The sequence below is a fragment of the Janthinobacterium amylolyticum genome (assembly GCF_051380655.1).
Classification (GTDB): domain Bacteria; phylum Pseudomonadota; class Gammaproteobacteria; order Burkholderiales; family Burkholderiaceae_D; genus Janthinobacterium.
Genome location: NZ_JBNYXL010000004.1, coordinates 57,296 through 83,571, shown reverse-complemented (window position 1 = coordinate 83,571; position 26,276 = coordinate 57,296). Strand labels below are relative to the sequence as shown.

Sequence of the window (26,276 nt, the reverse complement as noted above, 5' to 3'; positions counted from 1 at the left end):
CCCAATGACGACGCAACAGATCGGCCACTTTATCGGTGGCAACCCGATGGCTTCGCGCTCCGAGCGCACCAGCGAGGTATTCAATCCCGCCACGGGCGCCGTCACGGCAACAGTGTCGCTGGCCACGCCGTCCGAGCTGAATGCGGCCGTGGCCGCCGCCCATGCGGCGTTTCCCGCCTGGTCGCAAACCTCGCCCCTGCGCCGCGCCCGCGTCATGTTCAAGTTCAAGGAATTGCTGGAAGAACATTCCGACCAGCTGGCGGCCCTGATCACGGCCGAGCATGGCAAAGTGTTTACGGATGCGAAAGGGGAAGTCACGCGCGGCATCGAAGTGGTGGAGTTCGCCTGCGGCATCCCGCAAATGATGAAGGGAGAATATTCGGAGCAGGTGGCCGGCGGCATCGACGCCTGGTCGATCCGCCAGGCGCTCGGTGTCTGCGTCGGCATCACGCCGTTCAACTTTCCCGTCATGGTGCCCATGTGGATGTTTCCGATGGCGATTGCCTGCGGTAACACCTTTGTGCTGAAACCATCGGAGCGCGATCCGTCCGCCAGCCTGCTGCTGGCGCAATTGCTGACGGACGCGGGCTTGCCCGACGGCGTCTTCAACGTGGTGCAGGGCGATAAAGAGGCGGTGGACGGCTTGCTGCACCACCCGGACGTGCGCGCCGTCAGCTTTGTCGGTTCCACGCCGATCGCCGAATACATCTATGCCACCGGCTGCGCCCAGGGCAAGCGCGTGCAGGCCTTGGGTGGCGCGAAGAACCACATGGTGGTCATGCCCGATGCCGACATTCCCCAGACGGTCGATGCCCTGATGGGCGCCGCGTTCGGTTCGGCCGGCGAGCGCTGCATGGCCATTTCCGTGGTGGTGGCGGTGGGCAATGTGGGCGACCAGCTGGTCGAGGCGCTGGTGCCGCGCATCGCCGCGCTGAAAATCACGCAAGGCATGGACCTGGCGGCGGAAATGGGTCCCGTGGTGACGCAAGTGCACAAGCAGAAGATTGCCGGCTACATCGCCAAGGGCGTGGAAGAGGGCGCCAAGCTGGTCAGTGACGGACGCGGCTTCGTGCTGCCCGGCCATGAACAGGGATTTTTCCTCGGTGGCAGCCTGTTCGACCACGTCACGCCCGAGATGACCATCTACAAGGAGGAAATCTTCGGCCCCGTGCTGTGCATCGTGCGCGTGCCGGACTTTGCCACGGCGCTGGACCTGGTCAATGCGCACGAGTACGGCAATGGCACGGCGATTTATACGCGCGACGGCAATACGGCGCGCGAATACACGCACCGCGTGCAAGTCGGCATGGTGGGCGTGAATGTGCCGATTCCCGTGCCGATGGCCTTCCACAGCTTCGGTGGCTGGAAGCGCAGCCTGTTTGGCGACCACCACGCGCATGGTCCGGAATCCGTGCGCTTCTACACGAAGCAGAAGGCTGTCACCCAGCGCTGGCCGGCCTCGACGGCGGCCGGTGCCGAGTTTGCCATGCCTACCCTCAAGTAAAAGCAGTTGTAAAACCCGCTGTAAAATCAGCTGGTTCGCTTCTTGCTTACTGCAATGGCTAATCGTTTAGCCATTGCAGATCGCTCCCATGACGTCCAGCCGTACCCAGCCTTTGCGCATCGTTGTCGTCAATACCATCGTCGAGCACGGCGTGCACGCGGATGCGGCATTGGCGGCGCAAGTGCAGCGCGGCAATGCCTTGCGCATCGGCTTGCTGGAATCGGGCTTTGACATCATCGCCTCCCTGCCTGCCGACCTCTACCTTCCCGAGCGCATCGGCCAACTGCAGCCCGACCTCATCATCATTGACGCCGAATCGGACGCGCGCGACGTGCTCGAACACATCGTCATCGCCACGCGCGACGAGCGCCGTCCCATCGTGCTGTTTACGGAGGACGGCGCCACCTCCAGCATCGACGCGGCCATGGCGGCGGGCGTCTCGGCCTACATCGTGGCCGGCTTGCAGGCGGAACGCATCCTGCCCGTGCTGAACGTGGCCCTGGCGCGCTTTCGCCAGGAAGAAAAACTGCGCGCGGAACTGCACGACACGCGGCATAAATTGTTGGAACGCAAGGTCATCGAGCGGGCCAAGGGCCTCCTGATGACGCATCATGGCTTGACGGAAGAGCAGGCTTACCAGCGCCTGCGCAGCATGGCCATGAACAAGAAGCTGAAACTGGCGGAAATTGCCCAGCGCATCCTCGACGTGGAAGACTTGCTGGGATGAACGGATACGCTAATTTTGATGGCAGCATGACATATTGTGGTGCGATGCACTGTTTTGGTGCGTCGCGGGCGGCAAGGACAGGCAAAGGATGGAAGTATGACTGAACAAGCGGGCAGCCCGGCGGCAGGCAGCGCCCAGGTGATGCGCTCCCTGCATCCGGAAAAACAGACGATACGCATCGGTTACCTGCCGCTGAGCGATTGCGGCTCGCTGGTGATGGCGGCTAAGCTGGGCCTGGATGAAAAATACGGCATCAAGATCGAGCTGAGCCGCGAGATGTCGTGGGCCGGCGTGCGCGACAAGCTGGCAAGTGGCGACCTCGACGCGGCCCACGTGCTGTATGGCCTCGTGTATGGCGTGCAGATGGGCATCGGCGGACAGCAGAGCGACATGGCCGTATTGATGAACCTCAATCACAGCGGCCAGGCCGTGACCCTGTCGGCGGCCCTGGCGCGCGAAGGCGCCCGCGATGGCGCTTCGCTGGCGCGCCACATGCGGGCCGCATCGCGGCCGTTTGCGTTCGCGCATACTTTCCCGACGGGTAACCACGCGATGCTGCTGCAATACTGGCTGGCGGCGCACGGCATCGACCCGCTGCGCGACGCGCGCGTGATGACAGTGCCGCCGTCGCAGATGGTGGCCGCCTTGCGCGCCGGTCAGATGGATGGCTTTTGCGCCGGCGAGCCGTGGGGCTACAAGGCCATCGTCGATGGCGTGGGCGTGACAGCCGCCGCCAGCGGGCAGATCTGGCCCGAGCATCCGGGCAAGGTGCTGGGCACCAGCGCCGCTTTTGCGCGCCAGCACCCGAATACCTGCCGCGCGCTGATCGCCGCCGTGCTCGATGCGGGGCGCTGGATCGATGCCAGCGACGAGAACCGCCTGGCCACGGCCAGCGTGCTGGCCGCGCCAGGCTACCTGAACACGCCGCAGGAAATGCTGGCGCCGCGCATACTCGGCCATTATCAGGATGGACTGGGCAAGACCTGGCACGAGGCGCACGGCCTGGCATTTTATGGCGGCGGCACCGTCAATTTCCCGTACCTGTCCGATGGCATGTGGTTCATGACCCAGCACCGGCGCTGGGGCTTGCTGCGCGACGAGCCCGACTACCTGGCCGTGGCGCGCCAGGTCAACCGCATCGACCTGTACCGCCAGGCGGCGGAAATGACGCACACGCCCTTGCCCATGGCCCCCATGCGCAGCTCGACCCTGTGTGACGGCGTCGTGTGGGATGGCAGTGCGCCGGAAGCGTACGCCGCATCGTTTGCCATCGGCCATTTTTTCTGACACATCGCGAGAAGGAGTTTCAGCATGGCGCAATTTGGCAGCGTGACACTGGTGGGTGCCGGTCCCGGCGACCCGGATTTGCTGACCGTGAAAGCCGTCAGGGCCATCGCGCGGGCGACTGTGCTGCTGATGGACGACCTCGTCAATCCAGCCGTGCTGGCCCACGCGGCACCCGGCGTGCGCGTGGTCGAAGTGGGCAAGCGGGGCGGCTGCGCGTCCACGCCGCAAGCATTCATCGAGCGCCTGATGCTGGCCGAGGCACGCGCCGGCCAGCACGTGGTGCGCCTGAAAGGGGGCGACCCCTACCTGTTCGGGCGGGGCGGCGAGGAGCGCGCCTACCTGCGCAGCCATGGCGTGGAGGTGACGGTGATCCCCGGCATCAGCAGCGGCCTGGCGGCGCCCTCGGCCATCGGCGTGCCGCTCACGCACCGCGCCTGGAGCCAGGGCGCCATCTTTGTCACCGGGCATGGCAAGGAGGGGGCCGCGGAACCGAACTGGGCGGCCCTGGCGCAAAGCCGGCTGACCCTCGTCATCTACATGGGCGTGGCCAGGGTGGCCGCCATCCAGGCCGGCTTGCTGGCCGGCGGCATGGCGCCCGGCACGCCCGTGGCCGTGGTGCAGTCGGCCAGCCTGCCGGCCCAGCGCCAGTTGCTGAGCACCTTGCAAGCCTTGCCGGACGACCTGCAGGCCAGCGGCCTGGCCAGCCCCAGCATCATCGTCGTGGGCGAGGTGGTACGCTGCGCCGACGCCTGGGACGAGCATGGCGCGCAGGGCATGCTGGCCGCCACTGTCTGAACCTGTAACACCCGGGCGCGCAGGCGGTGGCCGTGCACCGCGCGCCAGGGCGCCACTGGGCGCAGGCCTGCTCTGCCGCGTTCCCGCGATTTGCGCTTCTTTCCCGTTTTTTCCCCGTCTCCTGCTTTTCAGCCGCCGCGCAGAGCTTCGTCTGTGCGCCGCAGGCAGGCGGCTTGCTTTCCATGGCAACCGTCGCGCAGGCTTTTTTTCTCGGGCAAGCGCGTGGACAGGGGCCTTTGATAGTATCCTCGTACTTGCGGTGCGGGATTGCGCCCTACATTCGAGGAACCGGAATAAGCGATCGACAATGCACACTTTGAGCAAGGGCGGGACGGTATCAGGCATCATGATCTGGGCGGGGGGCCTGCTGCTGGCGCTGGCGGTGGGCGGCGCCCTGTATGCGGGGGCGGCGCGCACGGTGCATGACGATGCCGAACAGCGCTTCGACAACCTGACCTATGGCGCCCAGAACAGCCTGGCCACGCGGGTGAAAAGCTATTCCGACCTGCTGCGCGGGCTCGAAGCCCTGTTTCGCACGACCGACCAGCTGACCCGCCGCCAGTTCCACGACTACGTGGGCGGACTCGATATCCCGCGCCAGTTTCCCGCCATCGAATCGCTCAATTATGCCGTCGCCGTCACGCCGGCCCGGCGCGCCGCCTACATCGCCGGCGTGCGCGCCGACGCCAGCCTGACGCCGGGCGGCTATCCCGACTTTTCCATCCGCCCGCCCGGCGAGCGGCCCGAGTACACGGTGCTCACCTACCTGGAGCCCGGCGCGCTGCTGGCCGAGCGCATGGGCGTCGACATCGGCGCCAACCCGCTGGTGGCGCAGGCCCTGGCGCAGGCGCGCGACAGCGGCGAAGTCAGCGCGTCGGGACAGGTCATCATGATCAAGGGCCCGCCCGCGCACTTGGGCCTGGGCATGCGCCTGCCCGTGTACCGCAACGGCATGCCGCAGGGCAGCGTGGAAGAGCGCCGCGCCGCCTACCTCGGTTCCGTGGGCATCGGCTTTGGCGTGGCACGCCTCGTGCACAGCGCGCTCGAACGCAGCGCGCTCGAACCGCTGCACCTGACCCTGTATAGCGCCGCCGAACCGCTGCCGGCCGCAGGCGCGCTGCGCATCGCGCCGCAGGACCGCCTGTTGTTCAACGATGACGGCGACCTGGCGGCGGCGCCGCCGCGGCCGGGCAGCGACGCGGATTATTTCGACAGGGTGCTGCCCGTGGTGTACCAGGGCGGTGCGTGGAAGGCGCATTTCCGCGTGCGCAAGACAGAGCTGTACAGCGGCTTTGACCGTTATTTTCCGTGGCTGGCGCTGGCCGTCGGCCTGGCCGGCACCCTGCTGATCTATGGCTACATCTACACCCTGTACCGCTCGCGCCGCAGCGCGGTGGCGCAGCGCACCCTGCTTGACACGGTGCTCGACAGCGTCGACGCCTATGTCTACATGAAGGATGCGGACCTGCGCTACCGCTACGTGAATGCGCGCACGGCGTCCATCCTCGGGCGCTCGGTGCAGCAGGTGATCGGCCGCCAGGACGGCGAATTGATGCTCGGCGATGCGGCCGCCGCCGCGCAGCGCACCGAACGTGAGGTCTTCCACAGCGGCGTCAAGTTCGTCGGCGAGGAGCGCTTCGTCGATGCGCAGGGCCAGGTACACCATTTGTGGAGCGTCAAGGTGCCACTCGGCTTGCCCGGCCCCGTCACGGGCCTGATCGGCCTGTCCACCGACGTGACGGAACTGCACCGGCTCAAGGAGCAGGCCGATGCGGCCAGCCAGGCCAAGAGCGATTTCCTGTCGAACATGAGCCATGAAATCCGCACGCCGATGAACAGCATCATCGGCATGGCGCACCTGGCGCTGAAGTCCGTGGCCGATACGCGCCAGCGCGACTACCTGCAAAAGATCTACCATTCGGGCCAGCATTTGCTGGGACTGATCAACGACATTCTGGATTTTTCCAAGATCGAGGCGGGCAAGCTGGAACTGGAAGTGCTGGACTTCCGTCTCGATACGCTGCTGGCGAACATCGCCAGCCAGCTGGGCGACGCGGCCGCCGTCAAGGGCCTGAGCCTGCAGTTCGACATCGCGCCCGACCTGCCGCAGCGCTGGCGCGGCGATCCGCTGCGCCTGGAGCAAATCCTGCTGAACCTGGCCAGCAACGCCATCAAGTTTTCCGACCATGCCAGCATCTTCGTGCGCGTGCGCCACGCCGAGGAGCGCGGCAGCCACACCTTGCTGCGCTTCGAGGTGCAGGACCGGGGCATCGGCATGAACCAGGAAGAGGTGGCGCAGCTGTTCCGCTCCTTCCACCAGGCCGACCCGTCGACCACGCGCAAATATGGCGGCAGCGGGCTGGGGCTGGTGATCAGCAAGCAGCTGGCCGAACTGATGGGCGGCAAGGTGGGCGTGTACAGCCAGCCGGGGCTGGGCAGCACCTTCTGGTTTACGGCGCGCCTGGAAAAAAGCGCGCAGGCCAGCGACGACGGCATCGCCGAAGTGGAGCCGGAAGTGCTGGACGTGATCCGCGGCGCCTCCATCCTGCTGGTGGAAGACAATATCTTCAGCCAGCAGGTGGGCTGCGAATTGCTGGAAGACGCGGGCGCCACCGTCTGCGTGGCCGGCAATGGCCGCGAAGCGCTGGCGCTGCTGGCGCGCCAGCGCTACGACTGCGTGCTGATGGATGTGCAGATGCCGGAGATGGATGGCTTCGAGACGACGCGCCACATCCGCGCCGATCCGCGGCTGGCCGGCCTGCTGGTGATCGCCATGACGGCCAACGCGGGCAGCGAAGACCGCGCCCGCTGCCTGGAGGCGGGCATGGATGAATTCCTGACCAAGCCGATCGCTCCCAACCTGCTGTTCCACCTGCTGGCGAAATGGTTCCGCCTGCGTGGCGGCATCGGTGGTCCCGGCGGCATGGGCCATGCACAGCAGGCGGGCCGGGCCGGCGCGAAGACGCCGCTGGCGCGCGCCATACCCGAGCGGCGCGACACGGCCATCCTCGACCTGGCCACCCTGGCCCTCACGTTCAGCAATGACGCCGTCAAGATGCGCAAATATGCCCAGCTGTTCCTCGATACGGCGCGCGACGGCATCGCGGAAATGGAACAGGCGCTGGCGCTGGAAGACCTGGGCCGCCTGGCCGACCTGGGCCACCGCAGCAAATCGTCGGCGCTTGCCGTGGGCGCGCATGCGTTTGCCGCGCTGTGCACCTCGATCGAGGCGCTGCGCCTGGGCGGCGAGGTGCCGCAGGCGCGCGCCCTGCTGGCGGCGCTGGGCCCCGCCCTGGCGCAGGTGGCCGAACAAATTTCACTGGAATTTGCCACCAGCGATACCCCCTGAGGCGGGCAGCGGCGATAATACGCGTTTGACGCCTGCGGCTACCCGGCCGCAGGCGCGGCAACCCATCGGAACAGCATGCAATCTACCGTCACGCCCGGCCTCCTCATCCTGCATGGCAACCAGCTGGAACAGCTGCGCGCGGCCGTCTTCCAGTGGCTGCGCAGCCACCCGCTGGCGCCGCTGGAGACCGACATCTTCCTGGTGCAGTCGAATGGCGTGGCCGAGTGGCTGAAGATCGCCCTGGCCGAAGAAATGGGCGTGTGCGCCGCCACGCGCATCGCCTTGCCGGCGCGATTGCTGTGGGAAAGCTACCGGGGCATGCTGGGCCGCGAACGCGTGCCGCGCGTGTCGCCCTTCGATAAATCGCCGCTGACCTGGCGGTTGATGCGTCTTTTGCCGTCGCTGCTGGCCGACCCCGTGTTTGCGCCGCTGCGCTATTTCCTCGCCGATGGCGATTGCGAACGCCGGCTGCAGCTGGCCGAACGCCTGGCCGACCTGTTCGACCAGTACCAGGTCTACCGCGCCGACTGGCTGGCCGACTGGGCGGCCGGGCGCGACCAGCTGCGCACGGCCCGTGGCGAGGCCATCGTGCTGAAGGAAGACCAGTGCTGGCAGGCGCAGTTGTGGCGCGCCGTGGCCGCCGACGTCGAAGCTTTCGAGCGCGATACGGGCCGCGCCGACATCCACGACGCCTTCCTGGCTGCCATCGCCGCCGGCGACGCGCCGGCCGGCAAGCTGCCGCGCAGGGTGGTGCTGTTTGGCGTCTCGGCCCTGCCATACCAGACCTTGCAGGCGCTGGCCGCGCTGGCGCGCCATACGCAGGTGGTGCTGGCCGTGCCCAACCCGTGCCAGTTCTACTGGGGCGACATCATCGACGGGCGCGACCTGCTGCGCGCGCAAAACAAGCGCCAGCGCCAGCGCAACGGCACCGACCTGGCGCAAATCCCGCTGGAAGCGCTGCATGCGCACAGCCACCCGCTCCTGGCGAGCTGGGGGCGGCAAGGGCGCGATTTCATCCGCATGCTCGATGAATTCGACGAGCACGCGCATGCCGAAGGGCGCGATGACAGCCTGCGCATCGACCTGTTCGGCGAGGAGGTGGGCGAGACCCTGCTGCAGCAGGTGCAGGTGGCCATCCGCGAACTTCGCCCGCTGGCCGAACACGAACAAGTACCGCCCGATGCGGCCGACCGCTCGATCGAATTCCACGTGGCGCACAGCGTACAGCGCGAAGTGGAAGTGCTGCACGACCAGCTGCTGGCCATGTTCGCGCGCAGCGCCGAAACGGGCCTGCGCCCGCGCGACGTGGTGGTAATGGTGCCGGACATCGACACCTTCACGGCCGCCATCCACGCCGTCTTCGGCCAGTACCGCCGCAATGACGAGCGTTTCATTCCCTTCGAGATCGGCGACGTCAAGGACCGCAGCGTCAATCCGCTGCTCGTCGCGCTGGAATGGCTGCTGCAGCTGCCGCAGCAGCGCTGCCGCCAGAGCGAGGTGCGCGACCTGCTCGACGTGCCGGCGCTGGCGGCCCGCTTCGGCTTGCAGCCGGACGACCTGGCCACCCTGGGTGCCTGGATCGAGGGCGCCGGCGTGCGCTGGGGTCTGGACCAGGAACACCGCAGCGGCCTGGGTCTGGGCGCGGCAGGGGAGCAGAATGCCTGGATCTTCGGCGTGCGGCGCATGCTGCTTGGCTACGCCAGCGGCAGCGGCGCCAGCTTCCACGGCATCGAGCCGTACGCGGAAGTGGGCGGCCTCGATGCGGCGCTGGCAGGCTCTTTGGCGCAACTGGTCGAAGCGCTGCTGCACTGGCGCACCGTGCTGGCCGGCACGCGCACGCCGGCCGACTGGGGCGCACAGGCGCGCGCGCTGCTGGCCGCCTTCTTTGATGCCGACGACGAGGGCGACCGCCTGACCCTGGCGCAGCTGGAAGGCGCCTTGCAGGGCTGGCTGGAAACCTGCGAACACGCGGGCTTTGTCGAGCAGGTGCCCTTGTCCGTGCTGCGCGTGGCGTGGCTGGGCGCACTGGACGAGCCGACCCTGAACCATCAATTCGTTTCCGGCGGCGTGACCTTCTGCACCCTGATGCCGATGCGCGCCGTGCCCTTCCGCGTCGTGTGCCTGCTGGGCATGAACGATGGCGATTTTCCGCGCCGCGCCCCGAAGGCCGATTTCGACTTGCTGGCGCTGCCCGGCATGGCGCGCCCCGGCGACCGTTCGCGCCGCGACGACGACCGCTACCTGATGCTCGAAGCGTTGCTGGCCGCGCGCGACAAGCTGTACGTAAGCTGGGTGGGGCGCAATGTGCGCGACAATTCCGAGCAGCCGCCGTCCGTGCTGGTGTCGCAGCTGCGCGACTATCTGGCCGCCGGCTGGTCGCTGGACCGGCATCTTGCAAGCCTGACGACCGAGCACGCGCTGCAGCCGTTCAGCCGCCGCTATTTCGAGGCGGGCGGCTTGCTGACGTATGCGCGCGAGTGGCGCGTGGCGCATGCCGATGCACAGACGCTTGAAGAACTGCCGCTGGGGCCTTATGAACTCGATCCCGGCACGCGCCTGAAGCTGGGCGAACTGGCCAGCTTCCTGCGCCAGCCCGTCAAGTATTTCTTCCGCCGCCGCCTCAGCGTGCACTTCGCCGATGCGGCCATGCTGGGCGAGGACGAGGAACCGTTTGGCCTGAACGCGCTTGAACGCTATCTGCTGGAAGACACCATGCTCGACGACGGCGGCGCCGTGGAAGCGCTGGACGATGTGCGCGCGAGCCTGGCCGCGCGCGCCGAGCGCCTGGCACGCGAAGGCGTGCTGCCGATCGGCCTGATCGGCCAGCAGGTGCAGGCGCAGCTGGTCGAAGCGCTGGTGCCCGTGCGCAGCGCGTGGCTATCCTTGCGTGCCTCGTTCCCGCAGGCGGCCGACAAGCGCGCCATCAACCTGCCGTTTGGCGAAGTGCAGATCGATGACTGGCTCGACAGATTGTGCAGCAACGGGACGGACACGGCCTGGCTGATGCAGATTTCCTCGAAGGTGACGGACAAGGGCGGCCTGGCGCGCGGCGACAAGCTGATGCTGATGTGGCTGCGCCAGCTGGCCGCCGCCGCACTGGGCTTTCCCGTCACCGGCTACCTGGTGGCGCGCGACGCCATCGTCAGCATGGCGCCGCTCGACCCGGCCAGTTCGCGCGACGCGCTGGCCACCTTGCTGGCGCTGTGGCGCGAAGGCATGAACCACCCGCTGCCGACGGCCTGCAAGACGGGCCTGGCGCTGGTGCAGGGCGGCGATCCGCGCGCCATCTACGACGGCGGCTTTGACATCTCCGGCGAACGCGAGGAACTGTGCCTGGCCCGCCTGTGGCCCGAATTTTCCGCCCTGGCCGCGGACGAGGCGTGGCAGGACTGCACGCGCGAGCTGTATGGCCCGCTGGCCGACTGGCTGCAACAGCACATCACCATCGACCCGATCAGCGCGCCCAATGACGGCGCCGGAGAAGAACAATGACGAGCCATCTGCTCAACCCCCTGGCATTCCCGCTGCACGGCTCGCGCCTGATCGAGGCCTCGGCCGGCACCGGCAAGACCTGGACCATCGCCGCGCTGTACGTGCGCCTCGTGCTGGGTCACGGCGACGACGACAGCCGCTTTACGCGTCCGCTGCTGCCGGCCGACATCCTGGTGATGACGTTTACCCGCGCCGCCACGCGTGAACTGTCGAACCGCGTGCGCGAGCGCCTGATCGAGGCGGCCGCGTATTTTCGCCATGAATTTGGCATTGAATCCGGCGGCAGCGACCCGTTTCTCGACGCCTTGCTGGAATCCTATCCGGACGAGAGCGAACGGCAAAAGGCGGCGCACCGGTTGATGCTGGCCGCCGAGACGATGGATGAAGCGGCCATTTTCACCATCGACGCCTGGTGCCAGCGCATGTTGCGCGAACATGCGTTTGACAGCGGCAGCCTGTTCGACGAAGAGCTGGTCAGCGACGAGCAGGCGCTGTTCGAGGATGCGGCCCACGATTACTGGCGCCAGCAAGTCTATCCATTGTCGCCGCAGGCGCTCGACGTGCTGCTCGACTGCTGGCCCGACGTCGATGCGCTCAAGAAGGGCGTGCGCGAGCTGGCGCGCCGCGCCGGCAGCATGCAGCTGGCCGGCGATGAGCCGCTGTCGCTGCTGATCGGGCGCGAGCAGCGGGCGCTGGCCGCCCAGCTGGCCACCCTGAAGGCGGGCTGGGTCGAGCGCGTGGACCGGATGGCCGCCTGGATCAACGAGCACCGCGCCGTCAATCCCAAGTGTTTTAACGGCGTCAAGATGAAGCCGGAGAACCTGGCCAAGTGGTTCGACGGCTTGCGCCGCTGGGCGCAAGACCCGTTGCTGCTGCAGCCGGCCATCACGGCCAAGGCGTGGGAGCGCTTGACGCCGTTCGGCATCGAGGATGCATTTGCCAAGAGCTTCACGGCGCAAGTGCCCGAGTGCTTTGAACATACCGACGAACTGGGGCGGGCGCTGGCGGCCTTGACGCCGCTGGCGCACACCCTGCACCTGCATGCGGCGGCGGCCATCGCGCGGCGCATGGACCAGTTAAAACGCCAGTCGCGCCAGTTCGGCTTTGCCGACATGCTGCAGCGCCTGCACGATGCGCTGGCCGGCGAGAATGGCGCGGCCCTGCGCCAGCGCATCATCGACCAGTACCCGCTGGCCATGGTCGATGAATTCCAGGATACGGCCCCGGCGCAATACCAGATCTTCAATTCTCTGTACCGCATCGCCGACAACGACCCGGGACTGGGCCTGTTTTTGATCGGCGACCCGAAACAGTCGATCTACGGCTTTCGCGGCGCCGACATCCAGAGCTACCTGGCGGCGCGGCGCGCCACCACGGGGCGCCACTACCAGCTGGGCACCAACTACCGTTCCACGGCGCCCCTGGTGGCGGCCGTCAACCAGCTGTTCCTGCATGCCGAGCGCGCCGAGGTGCCGCTGGGCGCCTTCCGCTACCGCAAACATGGCGAGAATCCGCTGCCCTTCGAGGCTGTCGACGCCAAGGGCCGCGCCGAGCACCTGGTGACGACGGATGGCGCCATGCCGGCCCTGCTGGCCGCCTGCGCCAGCGATGAAGGGCTGCGCGGCGACAGCTACCGCGAGTATTTCGCGCAGCACTGCGCCGAGCATATCGTCGCCATGCTGGGCGATGCGCAAGCGGGTTTTGCCGGCCCTGACGGTTTTGCACGATTGCAGCCTGCCGATGTGGCCGTGCTGGTGCGCGACCGCAAGGAGGCGGCGGCCATCCGCCGCGCGCTGGCGCGCCGCCGCGTCGCCAGCGTGTATTTGTCCGACAAGGATTCCGTCGTCGACAGCGAGGAAGCGGCCGACGTGCTGCGCTGGCTGGCGGCGCTGGCCAATCCGCTCGACGGCGGACTGGCGCGCGCCGCGTTTGCCACGCGCACCATCGGCCTGTCGCTGGGCGAACTGGCGCGCCTGTCGAGCGACGAACTGGAGTGGGAACGCCGGGTGGAACAGCTGAAGGCCCTGCATCTGATCTGGCAGCGCCAGGGCGTGCTGGCCATGCTGCGCCGTTTCATCCACGAACTGCAATTGCCGGCCATGCTGCTGCAGCAGACGGGTGGCGAGCGGCGTCTGACGAATCTGTTGCACCTGGCCGAACTGCTGCAATCGGCCAGCCGCCAGCTCGATGGCGAACAGGCGCTGATACGCTGGCTGGCCGAGCAGATCGCCGGCGACGGCGAGAGCGGCGACGAGCGCGTGCTGCGCCTGGAAAGCGATGCGGAACTGGTGAAAGTCATCACCGTGCACAAGTCCAAGGGCCTGGAATACCCGCTCGTGTACCTGCCGTTCGCCGTCACGGCGCGCAAGGTGGATAAACGCAACCGCAGCTTCTTCGAGTATGCGGCGGAAAACGGCGAACGCCGGCTCGACCTGTCCTTGTCCGACGAGGCCATGGCGGCCGTGGAAGAGGCGCGCATCGAGGAAGATTTGCGCCTGCTGTACGTGGCACTGACGCGCGCGCGCCACTTCTTGTGGCTGGGCGTGGCCGCGCTGGCGGCGCGCAAGGCGGGCGAAAACACCCTGCATGAATCGGCGCTCGGCTATTTGCTGACGGGCGGCGACAAGCTGCCGGCGGAGCAATTGCTGCTGCGCTGGCAGCAGGTGGCGGGCAGCTGCGACGCCATCCATGTCGGCAGCCTTGCGCAGCCCGATGCCTGCACGGTGCTCGACCGCATCGAGCTGCGTCCCGAGCTGCGTCCGGCGCCCGTGTTCGCGGGGGAGTTCGAGCGCGACTGGTCGGTGGGCAGTTTTACCTCGCTGACGCGGCAGATCGGCACCGTGGCCGGCGCCCACGTGCCGCAGCGGGCGCTGGAAGAAACCCTGCTGGAAGATGCTGCGGGAAGCGGCGTGGCAGTGCCGGCGCAGACGGCCGACGCGCCGTGGCACCGCTTCCCGCGCGGCTCCGTGCCCGGCAATTTCCTGCACGAACAGCTTGAATGGATGGGCGGCGAAGGTTTTGACAGCGTCCACGACGAAAATTTCGATACCCGCCTGGCCGCGCGCTGCGAGCGGGCTGGCTGGGGCCACCGCCAGGAAGACGCCATCGCCTGGCTGCGCGAGATCGCCATCACGCCGCTGCCGCTGCTGGACGCCTCGCTGTCGCAGCTCGACAGCACCCTGTCCGAGATGGAGTTCTGGTTCCCCAGCGAGCATCTGTCGACCGAGGCGCTGGATCAATTGTGCACGCGCCTGCTGCTCGATGGCGCCCCGCGTCCCGTGCTGCCACGGCGCCAGCTGCACGGCATGCTGAAAGGCTTTGCCGACCTGGTCATCGAAAGGGAAGGGCGCTACTGGGTGCTCGACTACAAGTCGAATGCGCTGGGGCCCAATGACGCCGCCTACCACACGCAGGCGCTGGCGGCCGGCATGGCGCAGCACCGCTACGACATCCAGGGCGCCATCTACATGCTGGCCCTGCACCGTTTGCTGAAAAGCCGGCTTGGCGATGCGTATGACCCGGCCGCGCAGCTGGGCGGCGCCATTTTCCTGTTCCTGCGCGGGATCGCGAATGCGGACACGCATGGCTGCTACTGGCTGGCACCGCAGCTGGAACTGCTGGACGGTCTCGATCAACTGTTAGAAGAAACGGAACACCATGCAGCATAACGCGCAGTTCGATACCCTGCGGATGGATGCCTTGTTCAGCCATTTCGACGGCGTCGCCGAGGCGGGCCACCTGCGCCGCCTGAGCGCCGCCTTTGCGCGCTTCATCGCGAGCCTGGAGCCGGGCGCGCCCGCCGGACCCGATGCCGCCGCCGTTGGCGTAGCCTGCGTCGTGCTGTCCGAGCTGGAAGGGCGGGGGCACAGCTGTCTGATGCTGACTGAGCTGGCCGGCGAACCGTCGCAGCTGCTGGGCTGGAGCGAAGAACTATGGCATGCCGTGCTGGCCGTCTCCGGCCCGCTGCCGGTATCGCTGGACAGCTGGCGCGCGCTGCTGGCCGGCGCGCCGCAAGTGTGGCAGGTGGGCGCGCCCGACGTGCGCCAGCCGCTGGTGCTCGATGGCGACCGCCTGTATCTGCGCCGTTACTGGCGCGACGAGACCCTGGTCGGCGAAAAGATCGCCGCGCGCGCGCAGGATTTGACGAATCCGCCGCTGGCGCAGGTGCGGTTATGGCTCGATATCCTGTTCGACCAGCCGACGCACGACGGTGGTCCGGACTGGCAAAAAGTGGCGTGCGCCATCGCCCTGCGCGGCAAGGTGGCCATCATCACGGGCGGCCCGGGCACGGGCAAGACCTACACGGTGGCCAGTCTGCTCACCTTGCTGTTTGCCGTCTCGCCGCAGCCGGAGCAGCTGCGCATCGCGCTGGCCGCGCCGACGGGCAAGGCGGCCGCGCGGCTGAAACAGTCGATCGACAAGGCCCTGCAAGGGTTGGCGGCCAAGGCGGGCGAGGCGCTGCCCCTGATGGAACTGGCGCGCCGCATGGGCGCCGCGCGCACCCTGCATAGCCTGCTGGGCGCGCGGCCCGATACGCGCGCCTTTGCCCATCATGCTGGCAATCCGCTCGACGTCGACGTGCTGATCGTCGATGAAGCGTCGATGGTGCACCTGGAGATGATGGCCTCGGTGCTGGACGCCTTGCCGCCCACGGCGATCCTGATCCTGCTGGGCGACAAGGACCAGCTGGCGTCGGTGGAAGCGGGCGCCGTGCTGGGCGACTTGTGCCACGACGCGCAGGCAGGCGGCTATACGCCCGCCACCATCGCGTATGCGCAGGCCGCCAGCGGCGTGGCCATTCCGCCCGCCTTTGCCGGTGCGGCCGGCGCGCTGGCGCAGCAGACGGTGATGCTGCGCCACAGCCACCGCTTCAGCGGCCCGATCGGCGAACTGGCGCTGGCCGTGAATGCGGGCAAGCCCGACCTGGCCAGGGCCTGCTTCGCCGGCGACAGCGGCGGCCAGCTGGCGTGGAGCGTGACGGCGCAGCCGGACGAGGTGCTGCGCCTGGCCTTGCGCGGACGCGCCGATGCGCCGGGCGGCTATCAGCCCTACCTGGAACTGGTGAACGCAGGTGAAACCGGCTACGCGCAGCACGATGACTGGGTGCGCGCCGTGCTGCACCGATTCGAAGCGTTCCGCATCCTGTGCGCCGTGCGCGAAGGCGAGTGGGGCGTCGCGGGACTGAACACGGCCATCGAGCTGCGGCTGGAAAAGGAAGGCCTGATACGCTGCGGCGAGTGGTATGTGGGACGTCCCGTGATGGTCACGCGCAATGACTATGGCACGGGCGTGTTCAATGGCGACATCGGCCTGACCCTGCGCGATCCGGCGCGGCCGGGTTCCCTGCGCGTGTACTTCCTGGAAGGCGAAAACGTGCGCAGCGTGCTGGCCACGCGCCTGCGCCACGTGGAAACAGCGTTCGCCATGACCGTGCATAAATCGCAGGGCTCGGAATTTCGCCACACGGTGCTGGTGCTGCCGCAGGAGGGCGGCGCCATGCTGGCACGCGAACTGGTCTACACGGGCATCACGCGGGCGCGTGATTTCTTTACCCTCGTCTCGCCCACGCAGGCCGTGCTGTTCGACGCCATCCTGCGCCGCACGCAGCGCGCCAGCGGTTTGCGCGGGCTGATCGGCTAGTTCAGCACACTAGCGGCCCGCTTGCCGGCTGACTTTCCAGATCCACCAGACCAGCGCCGCCTGCAAGGGCAGGCGCGCCAGCAGCAACGCTTGCTGCCAGGCGGGATCGCCCGCCGCGCGCGCGTTCAGCAGCATCTGCACATTTGCCGGCAGCACGGCCAGCGACAGCGCGATCAGACCGATGCCCGCCAGGCGCCGCGTGCGCGCGGGCAGCAAGCCGATGCCGCCTGCCAGTTCGCAGGCGCCGCTCACATACACGAGCAGCAGCGGCGCGGGCAGCCAGGGCGGCATGATGGCGGCGTAGGCGGCGGGGAAAATAAAATGCAGCAGGCCGGCCACGCTGAAGAACAGGGCCAGGGCATAGCGTGACAGTGACAGTGACAGCAGCGGTGATGGGGGCCGACGGTGCTGGCTGTGCTGCCTGCGCGGGCTGGTCATGTGGGAAGGCGATCGCTCGCTGTGCATGTAAAAATTAAATATCCAGCAATATCCGCAGCTTGTCAATGCGCACCGCAGCGCCTGCCTTGTTGTGTTCTCGCCGAATATTCCAAATATTTAATACTTTTGTTCCGATTTTTGTGTAAAACTGCGATATGTAAAATATTGACACGTGGCAATTCTTTCGCCTGCCACCGGCGTTGCTGGCATCGCCGGGCTTGCCGAGGCAAGCGCCGCGTGCCGACACCATCAAAATCGAAACCAGGAGTCCATCATGTTGTCTTCTCTTCGCACGCGGCTGGTGCTGATCTGCGTTGCCATCGTCGTGCTGTCCATGCTGGCCTTGTCGCTTGCCAATTACCTCACCACGCGCAACAGCATGCTGGCCTCGTCGGACCAGCAGATGCAGCAACTGCTGCAAAGCCAGTCCGCCGTGCTGGCGCAATGGGTCGACGGCAAGAAAAAGGTCATGGCGTCCGTCGTCATGTCGGCCGAGACGCCCGAGCCGCTGCGCGCCTTCCAGATCGCGGAAAAGGCCGGCGATTTCGCCGAAGTGTTCATCGGCTATGCCGACAAGCGCTCGGTGTTTACCAAGCCGGGGCGCCCGGCCGATTTCGATCCGACGGCGCGCGCCTGGTACAAGGACACCGTCAAGGCGGGCGTACCCATGCTGACGCCGCCGTATGTGGACGCGGCCAGCCACCAGCTGGTGGTGTCGTTCACGGCACCGGTGGGGCCGAAGGAAGCGCCGACCGGCGTGGCGGGCGCCGACGTGCTGCTCGATACAGTGATCGCCAATGTGGTGGCGATCAAGCCCACGCCGCACAGCTTTGCCTTCCTGATCGACCAGGCTGGCACCGTCATCGCGCATGCCAACAAGGACCTGAGCCTGCAGCCCGTCTCGAAGCTCGACGCCAGCCTGTCGGCCGCGCAGATCAACCGCCTGGAAAGCGCGCGCCAGAGCGAGGCCGTGCGCATCCATGAGCGCGACGGCATGCTGTATGTCACGCGCGTGGCCGGCACCGACTGGCTGCTGGCCGTGGTGCTGGATCAGAAGGAAGCCATGCAAGCCTTGCAGACCATGCTGACGACGGCGACCGTCACGGCCGTGCTGCTGACGGCGCTGGCGGCGGCGCTGTTGTCGCTGCTGGTATTCAGGATGCTCAAGCGCCTGGAACTGGTGCGCGACGCGCTCGAGGATATCGCCTCGGGCGAGGGCGACCTGACGCGCCGCCTCGACTCTTCCGGCGTGGATGAACTGGCGCAGATTGCCGGCGCCTTCAACCGCTTCATCGACAAGATCGCCGCCGTGCTGGTGAAGATCCGCACGGCCAGCGAATCGGTGAAAGTCTCGTCGTCGGAAATCGCCGCCGGCAACCAGGACCTGTCGTCGCGCACGGAGCAGCAGGCCAGTTCGCTGGAAGAGACGGCCGCCTCGATGGAGGAGCTGACCAGTACCGTGAAGCAGAATGCGGACAATGCGCGCCAGGCCAACCAGATGGCGGTGTCCGCGTCGGATGTCGCCAGCAAGGGCGGCATGGTGGTGGCGCAGGTGGTCGACACCATGGCCTCGATCAACGACTCGTCGAAGAAGATCGTCGACATCATCAGCGTGATCGACGGCATCGCCTTCCAGACGAATATCCTGGCGCTGAACGCGGCCGTGGAAGCGGCGCGCGCCGGCGAGCAAGGACGCGGCTTTGCCGTGGTGGCAACAGAGGTGCGCAGTCTGGCGCAGAGGTCAAGCCAAGCGGCGAAGGAAATCAAGCTGCTGATCGATGATTCGGTGGAGAAGGTCGACACGGGGGCGCGCCTGGTCGACGAGGCGGGCGCGACGATGCAGGAAATCGTCGACAGCGTGCGCCGCGTGACCGACATCATGGGAGAGATCACGTCCGCCAGCGTGGAGCAGAGTTCCGGCATCGAACAGGTGAACCAGGCCATCGCGCAAATGGACCAGGTGACGCAGCAGAATGCGGCCCTGGTGGAAGAGGCGGCGGCGGCCGCCGAAAGCCTGCAGGATCAGGCCAGCACCCTGTCGCAGGTGGTGGGCGTGTTCAAGCTCGATGACGGACAGGCGCCGGTGCCGCAACATGCGCCCGTCAAGCCGGTGGTGCGCCCGGCGTCCGCGCTGCGCATCGCCGGCCGCCCGGCAGCCAGGGCGGCCAGCCGCAAGCTGGAGCAGTCCGAGGAGTGGGAAACCTTTTAAGTGGTTTTAGGTGGTTGCAAGTGGTTTCAGGCGGCCTTGCCGGCATGCTGCCAGGCGCGCCTGGGCGCCAGGGTCGGCGCCATCTGTCTGGCCACCTCAAAAAAAGCATTCGTGGCAGGCGTGTTCTGGCGCCGGTCGCGCACGGCCAGGCCCACCTTGCGGCTGACGGGCGGGTTTAACGGCAGGGCCACCAGTTCCGGATACTGCTCGCCCAGGCGCTGCGGCAGCGCCAGTTCGGCAACGATGGACAGGCCGTCGCCGCGGCTGACCATGTCGAGGATGGTGATGACCTGGCTGATGCGGTAGGGCACGTGCGGCTGCAGGCCCGCGTTGGCAAACAGCGGCTCGATCAGGCAGGCGCAGCCCGCTTCCGACATGATGAACGGCCCCTCGCACAGCTGCGCCAGTGTGATGGCCGTTTCGCTGGCCAGCGGGTGGCCGCGCGGCACCAGCGCCATCATCTGGTCTTCCACCAGCGGCGCCGTGTCGAAACGCTCGTCGGGCAGCACGACGAAGCCGACATCGACCCTGCGCTCACGTATCCACTGCACCACTTCATGGTCGGCGCCTTCGTCGATGCGCAGGTCGATGCCCGGATAGCGCAGGCGAAATTGCGCCGTGATGGCCGGCAGCAGGTTCAGGGACGACGTCGGGCCGAAGGAGCCGATGCGCAGGGTGCCCTGGCGCTGGCCCAGCACGTCGGCCGCTTCCTGGCGCATGGCTTCGGACAAGCCGAGGATTTCGCGCGCGCGCACCAGCAGCTGGCGGCCCACGTCCGTCAGTTCGGCCGAGGCCTGGTGGCGTACGATCAGGTCCACGCCCATTTCCTTTTCCAGCGCTTTCAATGCATGCGAGACGGCCGACTGGCTGATGCCCAGCTGCGCGGCGGCAGCGGAAAAGCCGTGCAGTTCGGCCACCAGGGTGAAAATTTCCAGTTGCGTGAAAGTCATGCTGTGGTATTCCTGTGGTATGAGTATTTACTCATTATTTCATGAGTTGATATTAGTATTAATATATACGCATGCCACCCGCCGCACAAGCGGCTTCACAGGAAACTCCCATGCGCTCTTCCGCCGTATCGCCGCCACTGCTTGCCGTGCAGTCTCCGCTCGTCTACATCAAACTGATCTTCGTCGCCCTGTTCTGGGGCGGCACTTTTATCGCCGGCCGCGTGCTGGCGCAGCAGATGCCGCCCATGACGGCCGCCAGCGGGCGCTTCGGCGTGGCCGTGCTGCTGCTTGTCGTGCTGGCCTGGAAGCTGGAAGGGGGCTTGCCGCGCCTGGACCGCAAGCAGCTGGCGACGACAGCCGCGCTGGGCCTGACGGGCATCTTCCTGTACAACCTGTGTTTCCTGGCTGCCCTGTCGCGCATGCCGGCGGGGCGCACGGCTCTGTTCGTTGCCCTGAATCCCATCGTCACGGCGCTGGCCTCGGCCCTGCTGTTCCGCGAGCGACTCGGTTCCTTCAAATGGCTGGGCATCATGCTGGCGTTTTGCGGCACGGCCATCGTCATCACGCGCGGCGACCTGGCCGGAGTGTTGCACGGTAACGGCGGCGGTATCGGCGCCGGCGAGCTCTTCATGTTTTGCGGTATTTCCAGCTGGGCCGCCTACACCCTCATCGGCAGAGTCGCGCTGAAGGGCCTGTCGCCCATCGCCGCCACCACCTACGCGTCGATGTGGGGCCTGGCCTTCCTGCTGGTGGGCGCGGCGGTGGAATTTCCCACGGTGCCATGGCACAGCTTTGGCTGGCAAGTGTGGGCCGCCATCGGCTACCTGGGCGTGTTCGGCACGGTGATCGGCTTTGTCTGGTACTACGAGGGCGTCAAGGCGCTGGGTCCGTCGCGCACGGCCGTCTTCAACAACCTGGTGCCCGTGTTCGGCATCGTGCTGGCGGCGGTGCTGCTGGGCGAACCGGTGCTGGCCTCCATGCTGGTGGGCGGCGCGGTGACGATCGCCGGCGTCATCATGACCAACCGGCAAATCAAGGCTTAACCCTAAGCAAGGACTGGGGTCGGACATTAATGTCCGACCCGGCAGTTCAAGGGCTAACTAAGTAATCAGCGGGCGCGGCGGCGCTTGGACGGCTTGGCCGGCGCCTTTTTATGCCGGCTGACGGACGCGCGCATCACCTTCGGCTCTTCGATGCCGTTCTCGGCCGCCAGCAGGCGGCGGATGTTGACGGCATCCATGGCGCGCACGGAATTGGCGCGCGCGTTGAGCAAGATCATGGTGGCGAACTTGCCGGCCGATTTGATGCGCATGATCAGGCAGCGGCCCGCTTCATTCGTGTAGCCGGTCTTCGACAGGCCGATATCCCAGCCCTTGGCACCCACCAGGCGGTTGGTGTTGTGGTATTCCACGTCGCGGCCCTTGATCTGGATGATGTCCTTCGAGTCGGTGGTGATGCGGCTGATTTCCGGATAGCGCGAGGCGGCCACGGCCATCTTGACCAGGTCCGCTGCCGTCGACTGGTTGTTGGGCGACAGGCCCGTCGGTTCTTCGATGACGGTCTGGCGCATGCCCAGGGCCTTGATCTTGGCGTTGACGGCCACGGCAAACGCGGTGGGGCCGCCAGGGAAGGTGCGCGCCAGCGAAGCGGCGGCGCGGTTGTCGGACGACATCAGCGCCAGTTGCAGCACGTCGTGGCGGCTCAGGGTGGCGCCCACGGGCACGCGCGACGTGCTGTGCTTGAGGGTATCGACGTCTTCACGGTCGATGCTGATTTCTTCTTCCATGTTCGCCTTGGAGTCGAGCACGACCATGGCTGTCATGAGTTTGGTCAGCGAGGCGATGGGCACCACCACGTTGGAATTCTTTTCAAGCAAGACTTTACCTGTGCCATCTTCGACCACCAGTATCGACTGGGAACCGAAAGGCACGGCGATGGCCGCTGTTGAAAGCGTCATCAGCACCGCGGCGAACATTTTTTTGAGCATGGGATTGTATGTGGGAAAGCAGTTTTGGGGCGCCATCGTGGGCGCTGCGCGCAAAGCCGGGAACCGCCGCGTGGGGACGCGGCATGTATCTCGGGGGCAATATTTGCCAAGCGTAGACAATACCATTAAAAATATTGCGATGTCTACGGCACACTGGCCGTGCAAGCCGCTTTGCGGCGCAAAAGGTGAAAAAAAGCGCGATCCGGCATGTAACTATTGCTTGAGTGAAAATTGTCGCCGAATTATTGATTTCATTTAGGAAATCTAATATTCTTTCTGCAATCTTGCTGCCTGATGCACAATTCGTAGGCCGTCAGTCACCGGATGCCGGCTCTCTATCGTCGCTGGTACCCGCAAAATCGTGCCTGGTCGCTAGCCCCTGTGCTGCCGGCCGCCGTGGCCCCACACTGCGTTCATGCATGATGAACTTGCCAAGGAGAATGCAACATGTGGGGAAAAATCAGCCAGTGGCACCAGCAAATGGACGACGACGCCATGCTGGTGCTGGAAACACCGGAGGCCGCCGATAGTTTGCCGGCCGGCATGCGGCGCTATGTCGGCACGCGCCTGGCAACCATGTCGCCCATCGAGCGCCAGCAATTCCGCGCCTTTCTCGTGAAATACCATGGCATCCGCTTCTATGTGGCCGCCGCCAAGCTGCTGCTGCCGTTTACCGCGCTGGGAGCGTTGCAGCAGCTGCTGTGGCCGGGCAAGCTGAGCTGGGCTGAATCGCTGGTGTTGAGCAACCTGATCGGCTTCTCGCTGGCCTGCGGCCTGATGGGCGTGTGGTTCAACTACCGCAAGCTGGTGGCCAACCGCTCCGTCAAGCCCCTGCTGCGCATCTTGCTGGCGTGCGTAGTCGGTTTGCTCTTCGGCATGGGAGCATCCGCCATCTTCAGCGACAAGCCCATGGTGGTCTCGCCGGAAAAGATCGCCGCCAACGTGGGCATCGCACTGCTGGTGGTGAGCCTGCTGTACATCGTGCCGCTGGGCATCGTCGCCATCTGGCGCAACCGCCAGTTCGAAACGATGAGCTTGCAGCTGCAGCAGGAGGCCGAGCGCGAGCGCCTGGCGCGCGAACTGAGCGAATCGCAGCTGCGCTTGCTGCGCGCGCAGATCGAGCCGCATTTCCTCTTCAATACCCTGGGCGCCGTGCAGCAGCTGGCCGAGCAGGGTGCGCCCCGCGCGGCGGCCCTGACGGCCGACCTGATCGCCTTTTTGCGCGCCAGCCTGGCCGAGATGCGCAGCGAGCAAGTGCCGCTGCAAAGCGAGTTCGACATGGTGGCCGCCTACCTGCGCGTGATGCAGGCGCGCATGGGGCAGCGCCTGCGCTTTCGCCTGGACTTGCCGGCGCCCCTGGCGCACGTCATGGTGCCCAGCATGATCGTGCTGACTTTGGCGGAAAACGCCATCAAGCACGGCATCGAGCCGGCCCTGCGCGGCGGCGACATCCATATTTCTGCCGAGCAAGTCGACGGCATGCTGCGCCTGCGCGTGCAGGATACGGGTGTCGGCCTGGGCGGGACAGTGGCCGGGACGCCCGTGCCTGCGCCCGGTGGCGGGCTGGGCCTGGAAAACGTGCGTAGCCGCTTGCAGCTGTCTGCGCAGCAGGGTGGCGGCGCGGCGGGCCGACTGGAATTGCGCGAAGGCGAGGAGGGCGGCGTGGTCGCCGACATCCTGCTGCCCCGATACACGGAAACGAAAAAGGAAGGCAAGGCATGAACACCACGGTAATGATCGCCGAAGACGAGCCGCTGATGCGCGAGCGCCTGCAAACCATGCTGGAACTGTGCTGGCCGGAAGCGCGCATCGTGCTGGTGGCGGAAAACGGCAACGATGCCTGGGATGGTTTCCTCGAGCACGAACCGGAAGTGGTTTTCCTCGATATCCGCATGCCGGGCCTGTCGGGCCTGGAAGTGGCCGAGCGCATCGGCAAGCGCGCCCACGTGGTGTTCGTCACGGCCTACGACCAGTACGCCGTCGATGCGTTTGACGCGGGTGCCGTCGACTACCTGCTGAAACCCGTGCAGGCCGAGCGGCTGCAGCGGGCGCTGGCCCGGCTGCGCGACAAGCTGGGGGCGCAGCCGGCCGACATGGCGAACCTGCTGCAGTCGCTGCGCGCCGCGCTGCCGGCGCCGCCACGCGAAAAACTCAAGTGGATCAAGGCCAGCGTGGGCAAGCAGATCCGCCTGATCGACATCGACGACGTGCTGTTCTTCCAGGCCGATACCAAGTACACGCGCGTGGTGCTGGCAGGCTCGGAAGCGCTGGTGCGCACGCCGCTGAAGGATTTGTTGGGCGGCCTCGATCCGGAACAGTTCTGGCAAATCCACCGCGGCACCATGGTCAGCGTGAAGGCCATCGAGGCGGCCGAGCGCATCGACGCCGAGCGCATGCAGGTGCTGGTACGGGGCAGCACGGAAAAGTTGCCCGTCAGCCGCACGTTTACTTATCTGTTCAGGGATTGATATGATGGCAATATTTCTTGCCACTTAATGGATCTCCCATGACTTTGCTACGCCGCTGTTTCGCTGCCGCTCTCCTCGCCATCCTTGCATGCACCGCCGCCACCGCGGCGGACAAGCCGGAAAAGGTGGTGTACCACCTCAATGACGCCAGCAATGCGGCGGCCGCCCTGCGCAATATCGGCAACCACCTCGATGCCAGTCCGCAGGCGACCATCGTGCTCGTGGCCCACGGCCCCGGCATCGATTTCCTGCTCGACGGCGCCATCGACAAGACGGGCACGCCCTACGACGTGGCCGTGCGCGCGCTGGCCAAACGGGGCGTGAGCTTTCGCGTCTGCAACAACACCTTGCAGGGACGCAATATCGACCGCCAGCGCGTGCTGCCGGAAGCCGTCATCGTGCCTTCGGGCGTGGCGGAACTGAGCCGGCTGCAGGCGCAGGAAGGCTACGTTTACATCAAGCCATAAAAGTAACGCCGCGCCGCTGCCGGATGGCAAGGGCGCGGCGTCGCGTGGAGTGAGGGCGCTTACTGGATCTTGGCGATCGACACTTCCGTCGACTTCACCAGGGCGATGACTTCGCTGCCCACTTTCAGGTCCAGGTCCTTGATCGAGCGCGAGGTGATCACCGAGGTGACGATGCCGTGCGGCGTTTCCACGTCCACTTCCGACACCACGGGGCCAAAGATGATTTCCTTGATCTTGCCGCGAAACTGGTTGCGTACATTTACTTCCGAGATAGCCATGATGTTTCCTTTGTGCCTGGAATACGCCGTGCGGCGCGACATGGCCAGAGTACGGCGCGCGCCCGCTTTTGACCACGAATCGATGCGCATATCGTTATGCGAAAAGCGCGCGCCGGCGCTGCCGCAAGCACATAATTCACCTATACTGGCTGACAACCACCGGAGGTGTGCCATGCGTTCTTTCCTCTTGCCGCTATTGCTGCTGCCAGCGGCCGCCGCGCTGGCCGAACCGCTTGCCGCGCTGCAGCCGATGGCCTTCCTGGCAGGCCATTGCTGGAAGGGAGAATTTCCCGGTGGTCGGCAGACGGACGAGCACTGTTTCCAGTGGCTGTATGACGGCAAGATGCTGCGCGACACGCACACGGTGCGCAGCCCCGGCAAGCCCGACTACGTGGGCGAAACCACGTATTACCACGACCGCGCCGCCGGCACGGTCGCCTTCCTGTATGTGGAAAACAGCGGCGGCTACAGCCGTGGCACGATGCTGCCCGCCGCCGGTAGCCTTGACTTTCCCGCCACGCACTATGTGGGCGCCGATGGCAAGGTGCTCACCTACCGCGTGCGCTGGACGCGCTCGGGCAGCGATGCCTATGAAGCGTTCAGCGAAATGCAGGCGGGCGAGCGCTGGTTGCCCCAATTTAAGTTATTGCTGCGTAAGCAGTAGGCTTGCTGCCGCTGGCGGGGA

At 66.3% G+C, this 26,276-nt stretch carries 19 protein-coding genes; 15 read left to right on the top strand and 4 right to left on the bottom strand.

Annotated elements, in window-relative coordinates:
- Positions 1–4 precede the first annotated feature (4 nt).
- From ACQ4WR_RS09645 to recD, 8 genes are all read left to right on the top strand, one after another.
- Complete coding sequence (locus ACQ4WR_RS09645) at positions 5–1,504, top strand: CoA-acylating methylmalonate-semialdehyde dehydrogenase (protein WP_436486884.1); 1,500 nt, start codon at positions 5–7, stop codon at positions 1,502–1,504.
- Between the two features lie 88 nt (positions 1,505–1,592).
- Positions 1,593–2,231 (top strand): ANTAR domain-containing response regulator, encoded by a 639-nt coding sequence (locus ACQ4WR_RS09640; protein ID WP_436486882.1) that lies wholly within the window; start codon positions 1,593–1,595, stop codon positions 2,229–2,231.
- Between the two features lie 96 nt (positions 2,232–2,327).
- Positions 2,328–3,518, top strand: a complete 1,191-nt coding sequence (locus tag ACQ4WR_RS09635) for a CmpA/NrtA family ABC transporter substrate-binding protein (RefSeq protein ID WP_436486880.1) — start codon at positions 2,328–2,330, stop codon at positions 3,516–3,518.
- Positions 3,519–3,542: 24 nt separating this feature from the next.
- The gene (cobA, locus tag ACQ4WR_RS09630) at positions 3,543–4,313 is read left to right on the top strand and encodes a uroporphyrinogen-III C-methyltransferase (RefSeq protein ID WP_436486878.1); all 771 of its coding nucleotides are present in this window, start codon (positions 3,543–3,545) and stop codon (positions 4,311–4,313) included.
- 307 nt (positions 4,314–4,620) lie between these two features.
- Entirely contained in the window at positions 4,621–7,662 is a 3,042-nt protein-coding gene (locus tag ACQ4WR_RS09625) for a CHASE domain-containing protein (protein ID WP_436486876.1), read from the top strand.
- A gap of 75 nt (positions 7,663–7,737) precedes the next feature.
- Entirely contained in the window at positions 7,738–11,154 is a 3,417-nt protein-coding gene (gene recC, locus ACQ4WR_RS09620; protein ID WP_436486874.1) for an exodeoxyribonuclease V subunit gamma, read from the top strand.
- Complete coding sequence (gene recB / locus ACQ4WR_RS09615) at positions 11,151–14,822, top strand: exodeoxyribonuclease V subunit beta (protein ID WP_436486872.1); 3,672 nt, start codon at positions 11,151–11,153, stop codon at positions 14,820–14,822. Before recC ends, recB begins: the two co-directional genes overlap by 4 nt.
- Positions 14,812–16,794 carry an exodeoxyribonuclease V subunit alpha gene (gene recD, locus ACQ4WR_RS09610; RefSeq protein ID WP_436486870.1) on the top strand — a complete coding sequence of 661 codons (1,983 nt, stop codon included), beginning with the start codon at positions 14,812–14,814 and terminating at the stop codon, positions 16,792–16,794. The genes recB and recD overlap by 11 nt, the downstream gene beginning before the upstream one ends.
- 9 nt (positions 16,795–16,803) lie before the next feature.
- Here recD and ACQ4WR_RS09605 read toward each other — a convergent pair whose 3' ends face one another.
- Positions 16,804–17,232, bottom strand: coding sequence for a DoxX family protein (locus ACQ4WR_RS09605; protein ID WP_436486868.1), 429 nt, complete (start codon positions 17,230–17,232; stop codon positions 16,804–16,806).
- 274 nt (positions 17,233–17,506) lie between these two features.
- On the opposite strand from ACQ4WR_RS09605, the gene ACQ4WR_RS09600 reads away from it, so the two are divergent.
- Complete coding sequence (locus tag ACQ4WR_RS09600) at positions 17,507–19,441, top strand: methyl-accepting chemotaxis protein (protein WP_436486867.1); 1,935 nt, start codon at positions 17,507–17,509, stop codon at positions 19,439–19,441.
- A 26-nt stretch (positions 19,442–19,467) separates the two neighbouring features.
- On the opposite strand, the gene ACQ4WR_RS09595 is transcribed toward ACQ4WR_RS09600, so the two are convergent.
- Positions 19,468–20,391 (bottom strand): LysR family transcriptional regulator, encoded by a 924-nt coding sequence (locus ACQ4WR_RS09595; RefSeq protein ID WP_436486865.1) that lies wholly within the window; start codon positions 20,389–20,391, stop codon positions 19,468–19,470.
- Positions 20,392–20,501: 110 nt separating this feature from the next.
- Here ACQ4WR_RS09595 and ACQ4WR_RS09590 point away from each other — a divergent pair, with 110 nt between their 5' ends.
- On the top strand, positions 20,502–21,434 hold the full coding sequence (locus tag ACQ4WR_RS09590) for a DMT family transporter (protein WP_436486863.1): 933 nt from the start codon (positions 20,502–20,504) through the stop codon (positions 21,432–21,434).
- Between the two features lie 65 nt (positions 21,435–21,499).
- On the opposite strand, the gene ACQ4WR_RS09585 is transcribed toward ACQ4WR_RS09590, so the two are convergent.
- Positions 21,500–22,378, bottom strand: a complete 879-nt coding sequence (locus ACQ4WR_RS09585) for a serine hydrolase (protein ID WP_102294032.1) — start codon at positions 22,376–22,378, stop codon at positions 21,500–21,502.
- Here ACQ4WR_RS09585 and ACQ4WR_RS09580 point away from each other — a divergent pair.
- The 4 genes from ACQ4WR_RS09580 (at position 22,326) to ACQ4WR_RS09565 (ending at position 25,313) form a co-directional block, all read left to right on the top strand.
- A complete protein-coding gene (locus ACQ4WR_RS09580; RefSeq protein ID WP_180979364.1) occupies positions 22,326–22,637 on the top strand; it encodes a hypothetical protein in 312 nt (103 codons plus the stop codon). The two genes, ACQ4WR_RS09585 and ACQ4WR_RS09580, sit on opposite strands and share 53 nt — an antisense overlap.
- 188 nt (positions 22,638–22,825) lie before the next feature.
- Positions 22,826–24,100, top strand: coding sequence for a sensor histidine kinase (locus tag ACQ4WR_RS09575; RefSeq protein WP_102294021.1), 1,275 nt, complete (start codon positions 22,826–22,828; stop codon positions 24,098–24,100).
- Positions 24,097–24,846, top strand: a complete 750-nt coding sequence (locus ACQ4WR_RS09570) for a LytR/AlgR family response regulator transcription factor (RefSeq protein WP_102294022.1) — start codon at positions 24,097–24,099, stop codon at positions 24,844–24,846. The genes ACQ4WR_RS09575 and ACQ4WR_RS09570 overlap by 4 nt, the downstream gene beginning before the upstream one ends.
- Before the next feature lie 38 nt (positions 24,847–24,884).
- A complete protein-coding gene (locus ACQ4WR_RS09565) occupies positions 24,885–25,313 on the top strand; it encodes a DsrE family protein (protein ID WP_436486860.1) in 429 nt (142 codons plus the stop codon).
- A 59-nt stretch (positions 25,314–25,372) separates the two neighbouring features.
- Here ACQ4WR_RS09565 and ACQ4WR_RS09560 read toward each other — a convergent pair whose 3' ends face one another.
- Positions 25,373–25,591 (bottom strand): TOBE domain-containing protein, encoded by a 219-nt coding sequence (locus tag ACQ4WR_RS09560; RefSeq protein WP_034757699.1) that lies wholly within the window; start codon positions 25,589–25,591, stop codon positions 25,373–25,375.
- Between the two features lie 172 nt (positions 25,592–25,763).
- On the opposite strand from ACQ4WR_RS09560, the gene ACQ4WR_RS09555 reads away from it, so the two are divergent.
- Positions 25,764–26,255 (top strand): hypothetical protein, encoded by a 492-nt coding sequence (locus ACQ4WR_RS09555; protein ID WP_436486858.1) that lies wholly within the window; start codon positions 25,764–25,766, stop codon positions 26,253–26,255.
- Positions 26,256–26,276: the final 21 nt, after the last annotated feature.

Excerpts from the sequence above, each read along its gene's own strand:
- ACQ4WR_RS09645 (WP_436486884.1), top strand. The coding sequence starts at position 5 with ATGACGACGCAACAGATCGGCCACTTTATCGGTGGCAACCCGATGGCT.
- ACQ4WR_RS09640 (WP_436486882.1), top strand. The coding sequence starts at position 1,593 with ATGACGTCCAGCCGTACCCAGCCTTTGCGCATCGTTGTCGTCAATACC.
- ACQ4WR_RS09635 (WP_436486880.1), top strand. The coding sequence starts at position 2,328 with ATGACTGAACAAGCGGGCAGCCCGGCGGCAGGCAGCGCCCAGGTGATG.
- cobA (WP_436486878.1), top strand. The coding sequence starts at position 3,543 with ATGGCGCAATTTGGCAGCGTGACACTGGTGGGTGCCGGTCCCGGCGAC.
- ACQ4WR_RS09625 (WP_436486876.1), top strand. The coding sequence starts at position 4,621 with ATGCACACTTTGAGCAAGGGCGGGACGGTATCAGGCATCATGATCTGG.
- recC (WP_436486874.1), top strand. The coding sequence starts at position 7,738 with ATGCAATCTACCGTCACGCCCGGCCTCCTCATCCTGCATGGCAACCAG.
- recB (WP_436486872.1), top strand. The coding sequence starts at position 11,151 with ATGACGAGCCATCTGCTCAACCCCCTGGCATTCCCGCTGCACGGCTCG.
- recD (WP_436486870.1), top strand. The coding sequence starts at position 14,812 with ATGCAGCATAACGCGCAGTTCGATACCCTGCGGATGGATGCCTTGTTC.
- ACQ4WR_RS09605 (WP_436486868.1), bottom strand. The coding sequence starts at position 17,232 with ATGACCAGCCCGCGCAGGCAGCACAGCCAGCACCGTCGGCCCCCATCA.
- ACQ4WR_RS09600 (WP_436486867.1), top strand. The coding sequence starts at position 17,507 with ATGTTGTCTTCTCTTCGCACGCGGCTGGTGCTGATCTGCGTTGCCATC.
- ACQ4WR_RS09595 (WP_436486865.1), bottom strand. The coding sequence starts at position 20,391 with ATGACTTTCACGCAACTGGAAATTTTCACCCTGGTGGCCGAACTGCAC.
- ACQ4WR_RS09590 (WP_436486863.1), top strand. The coding sequence starts at position 20,502 with ATGCGCTCTTCCGCCGTATCGCCGCCACTGCTTGCCGTGCAGTCTCCG.
- ACQ4WR_RS09580 (WP_180979364.1), top strand. The coding sequence starts at position 22,326 with ATGGCCGCTGTTGAAAGCGTCATCAGCACCGCGGCGAACATTTTTTTG.
- ACQ4WR_RS09585 (WP_102294032.1), bottom strand. The coding sequence starts at position 22,378 with ATGCTCAAAAAAATGTTCGCCGCGGTGCTGATGACGCTTTCAACAGCG.
- ACQ4WR_RS09575 (WP_102294021.1), top strand. The coding sequence starts at position 22,826 with ATGTGGGGAAAAATCAGCCAGTGGCACCAGCAAATGGACGACGACGCC.
- ACQ4WR_RS09570 (WP_102294022.1), top strand. The coding sequence starts at position 24,097 with ATGAACACCACGGTAATGATCGCCGAAGACGAGCCGCTGATGCGCGAG.
- ACQ4WR_RS09565 (WP_436486860.1), top strand. The coding sequence starts at position 24,885 with ATGACTTTGCTACGCCGCTGTTTCGCTGCCGCTCTCCTCGCCATCCTT.
- ACQ4WR_RS09560 (WP_034757699.1), bottom strand. The coding sequence starts at position 25,591 with ATGGCTATCTCGGAAGTAAATGTACGCAACCAGTTTCGCGGCAAGATC.
- ACQ4WR_RS09555 (WP_436486858.1), top strand. The coding sequence starts at position 25,764 with ATGCGTTCTTTCCTCTTGCCGCTATTGCTGCTGCCAGCGGCCGCCGCG.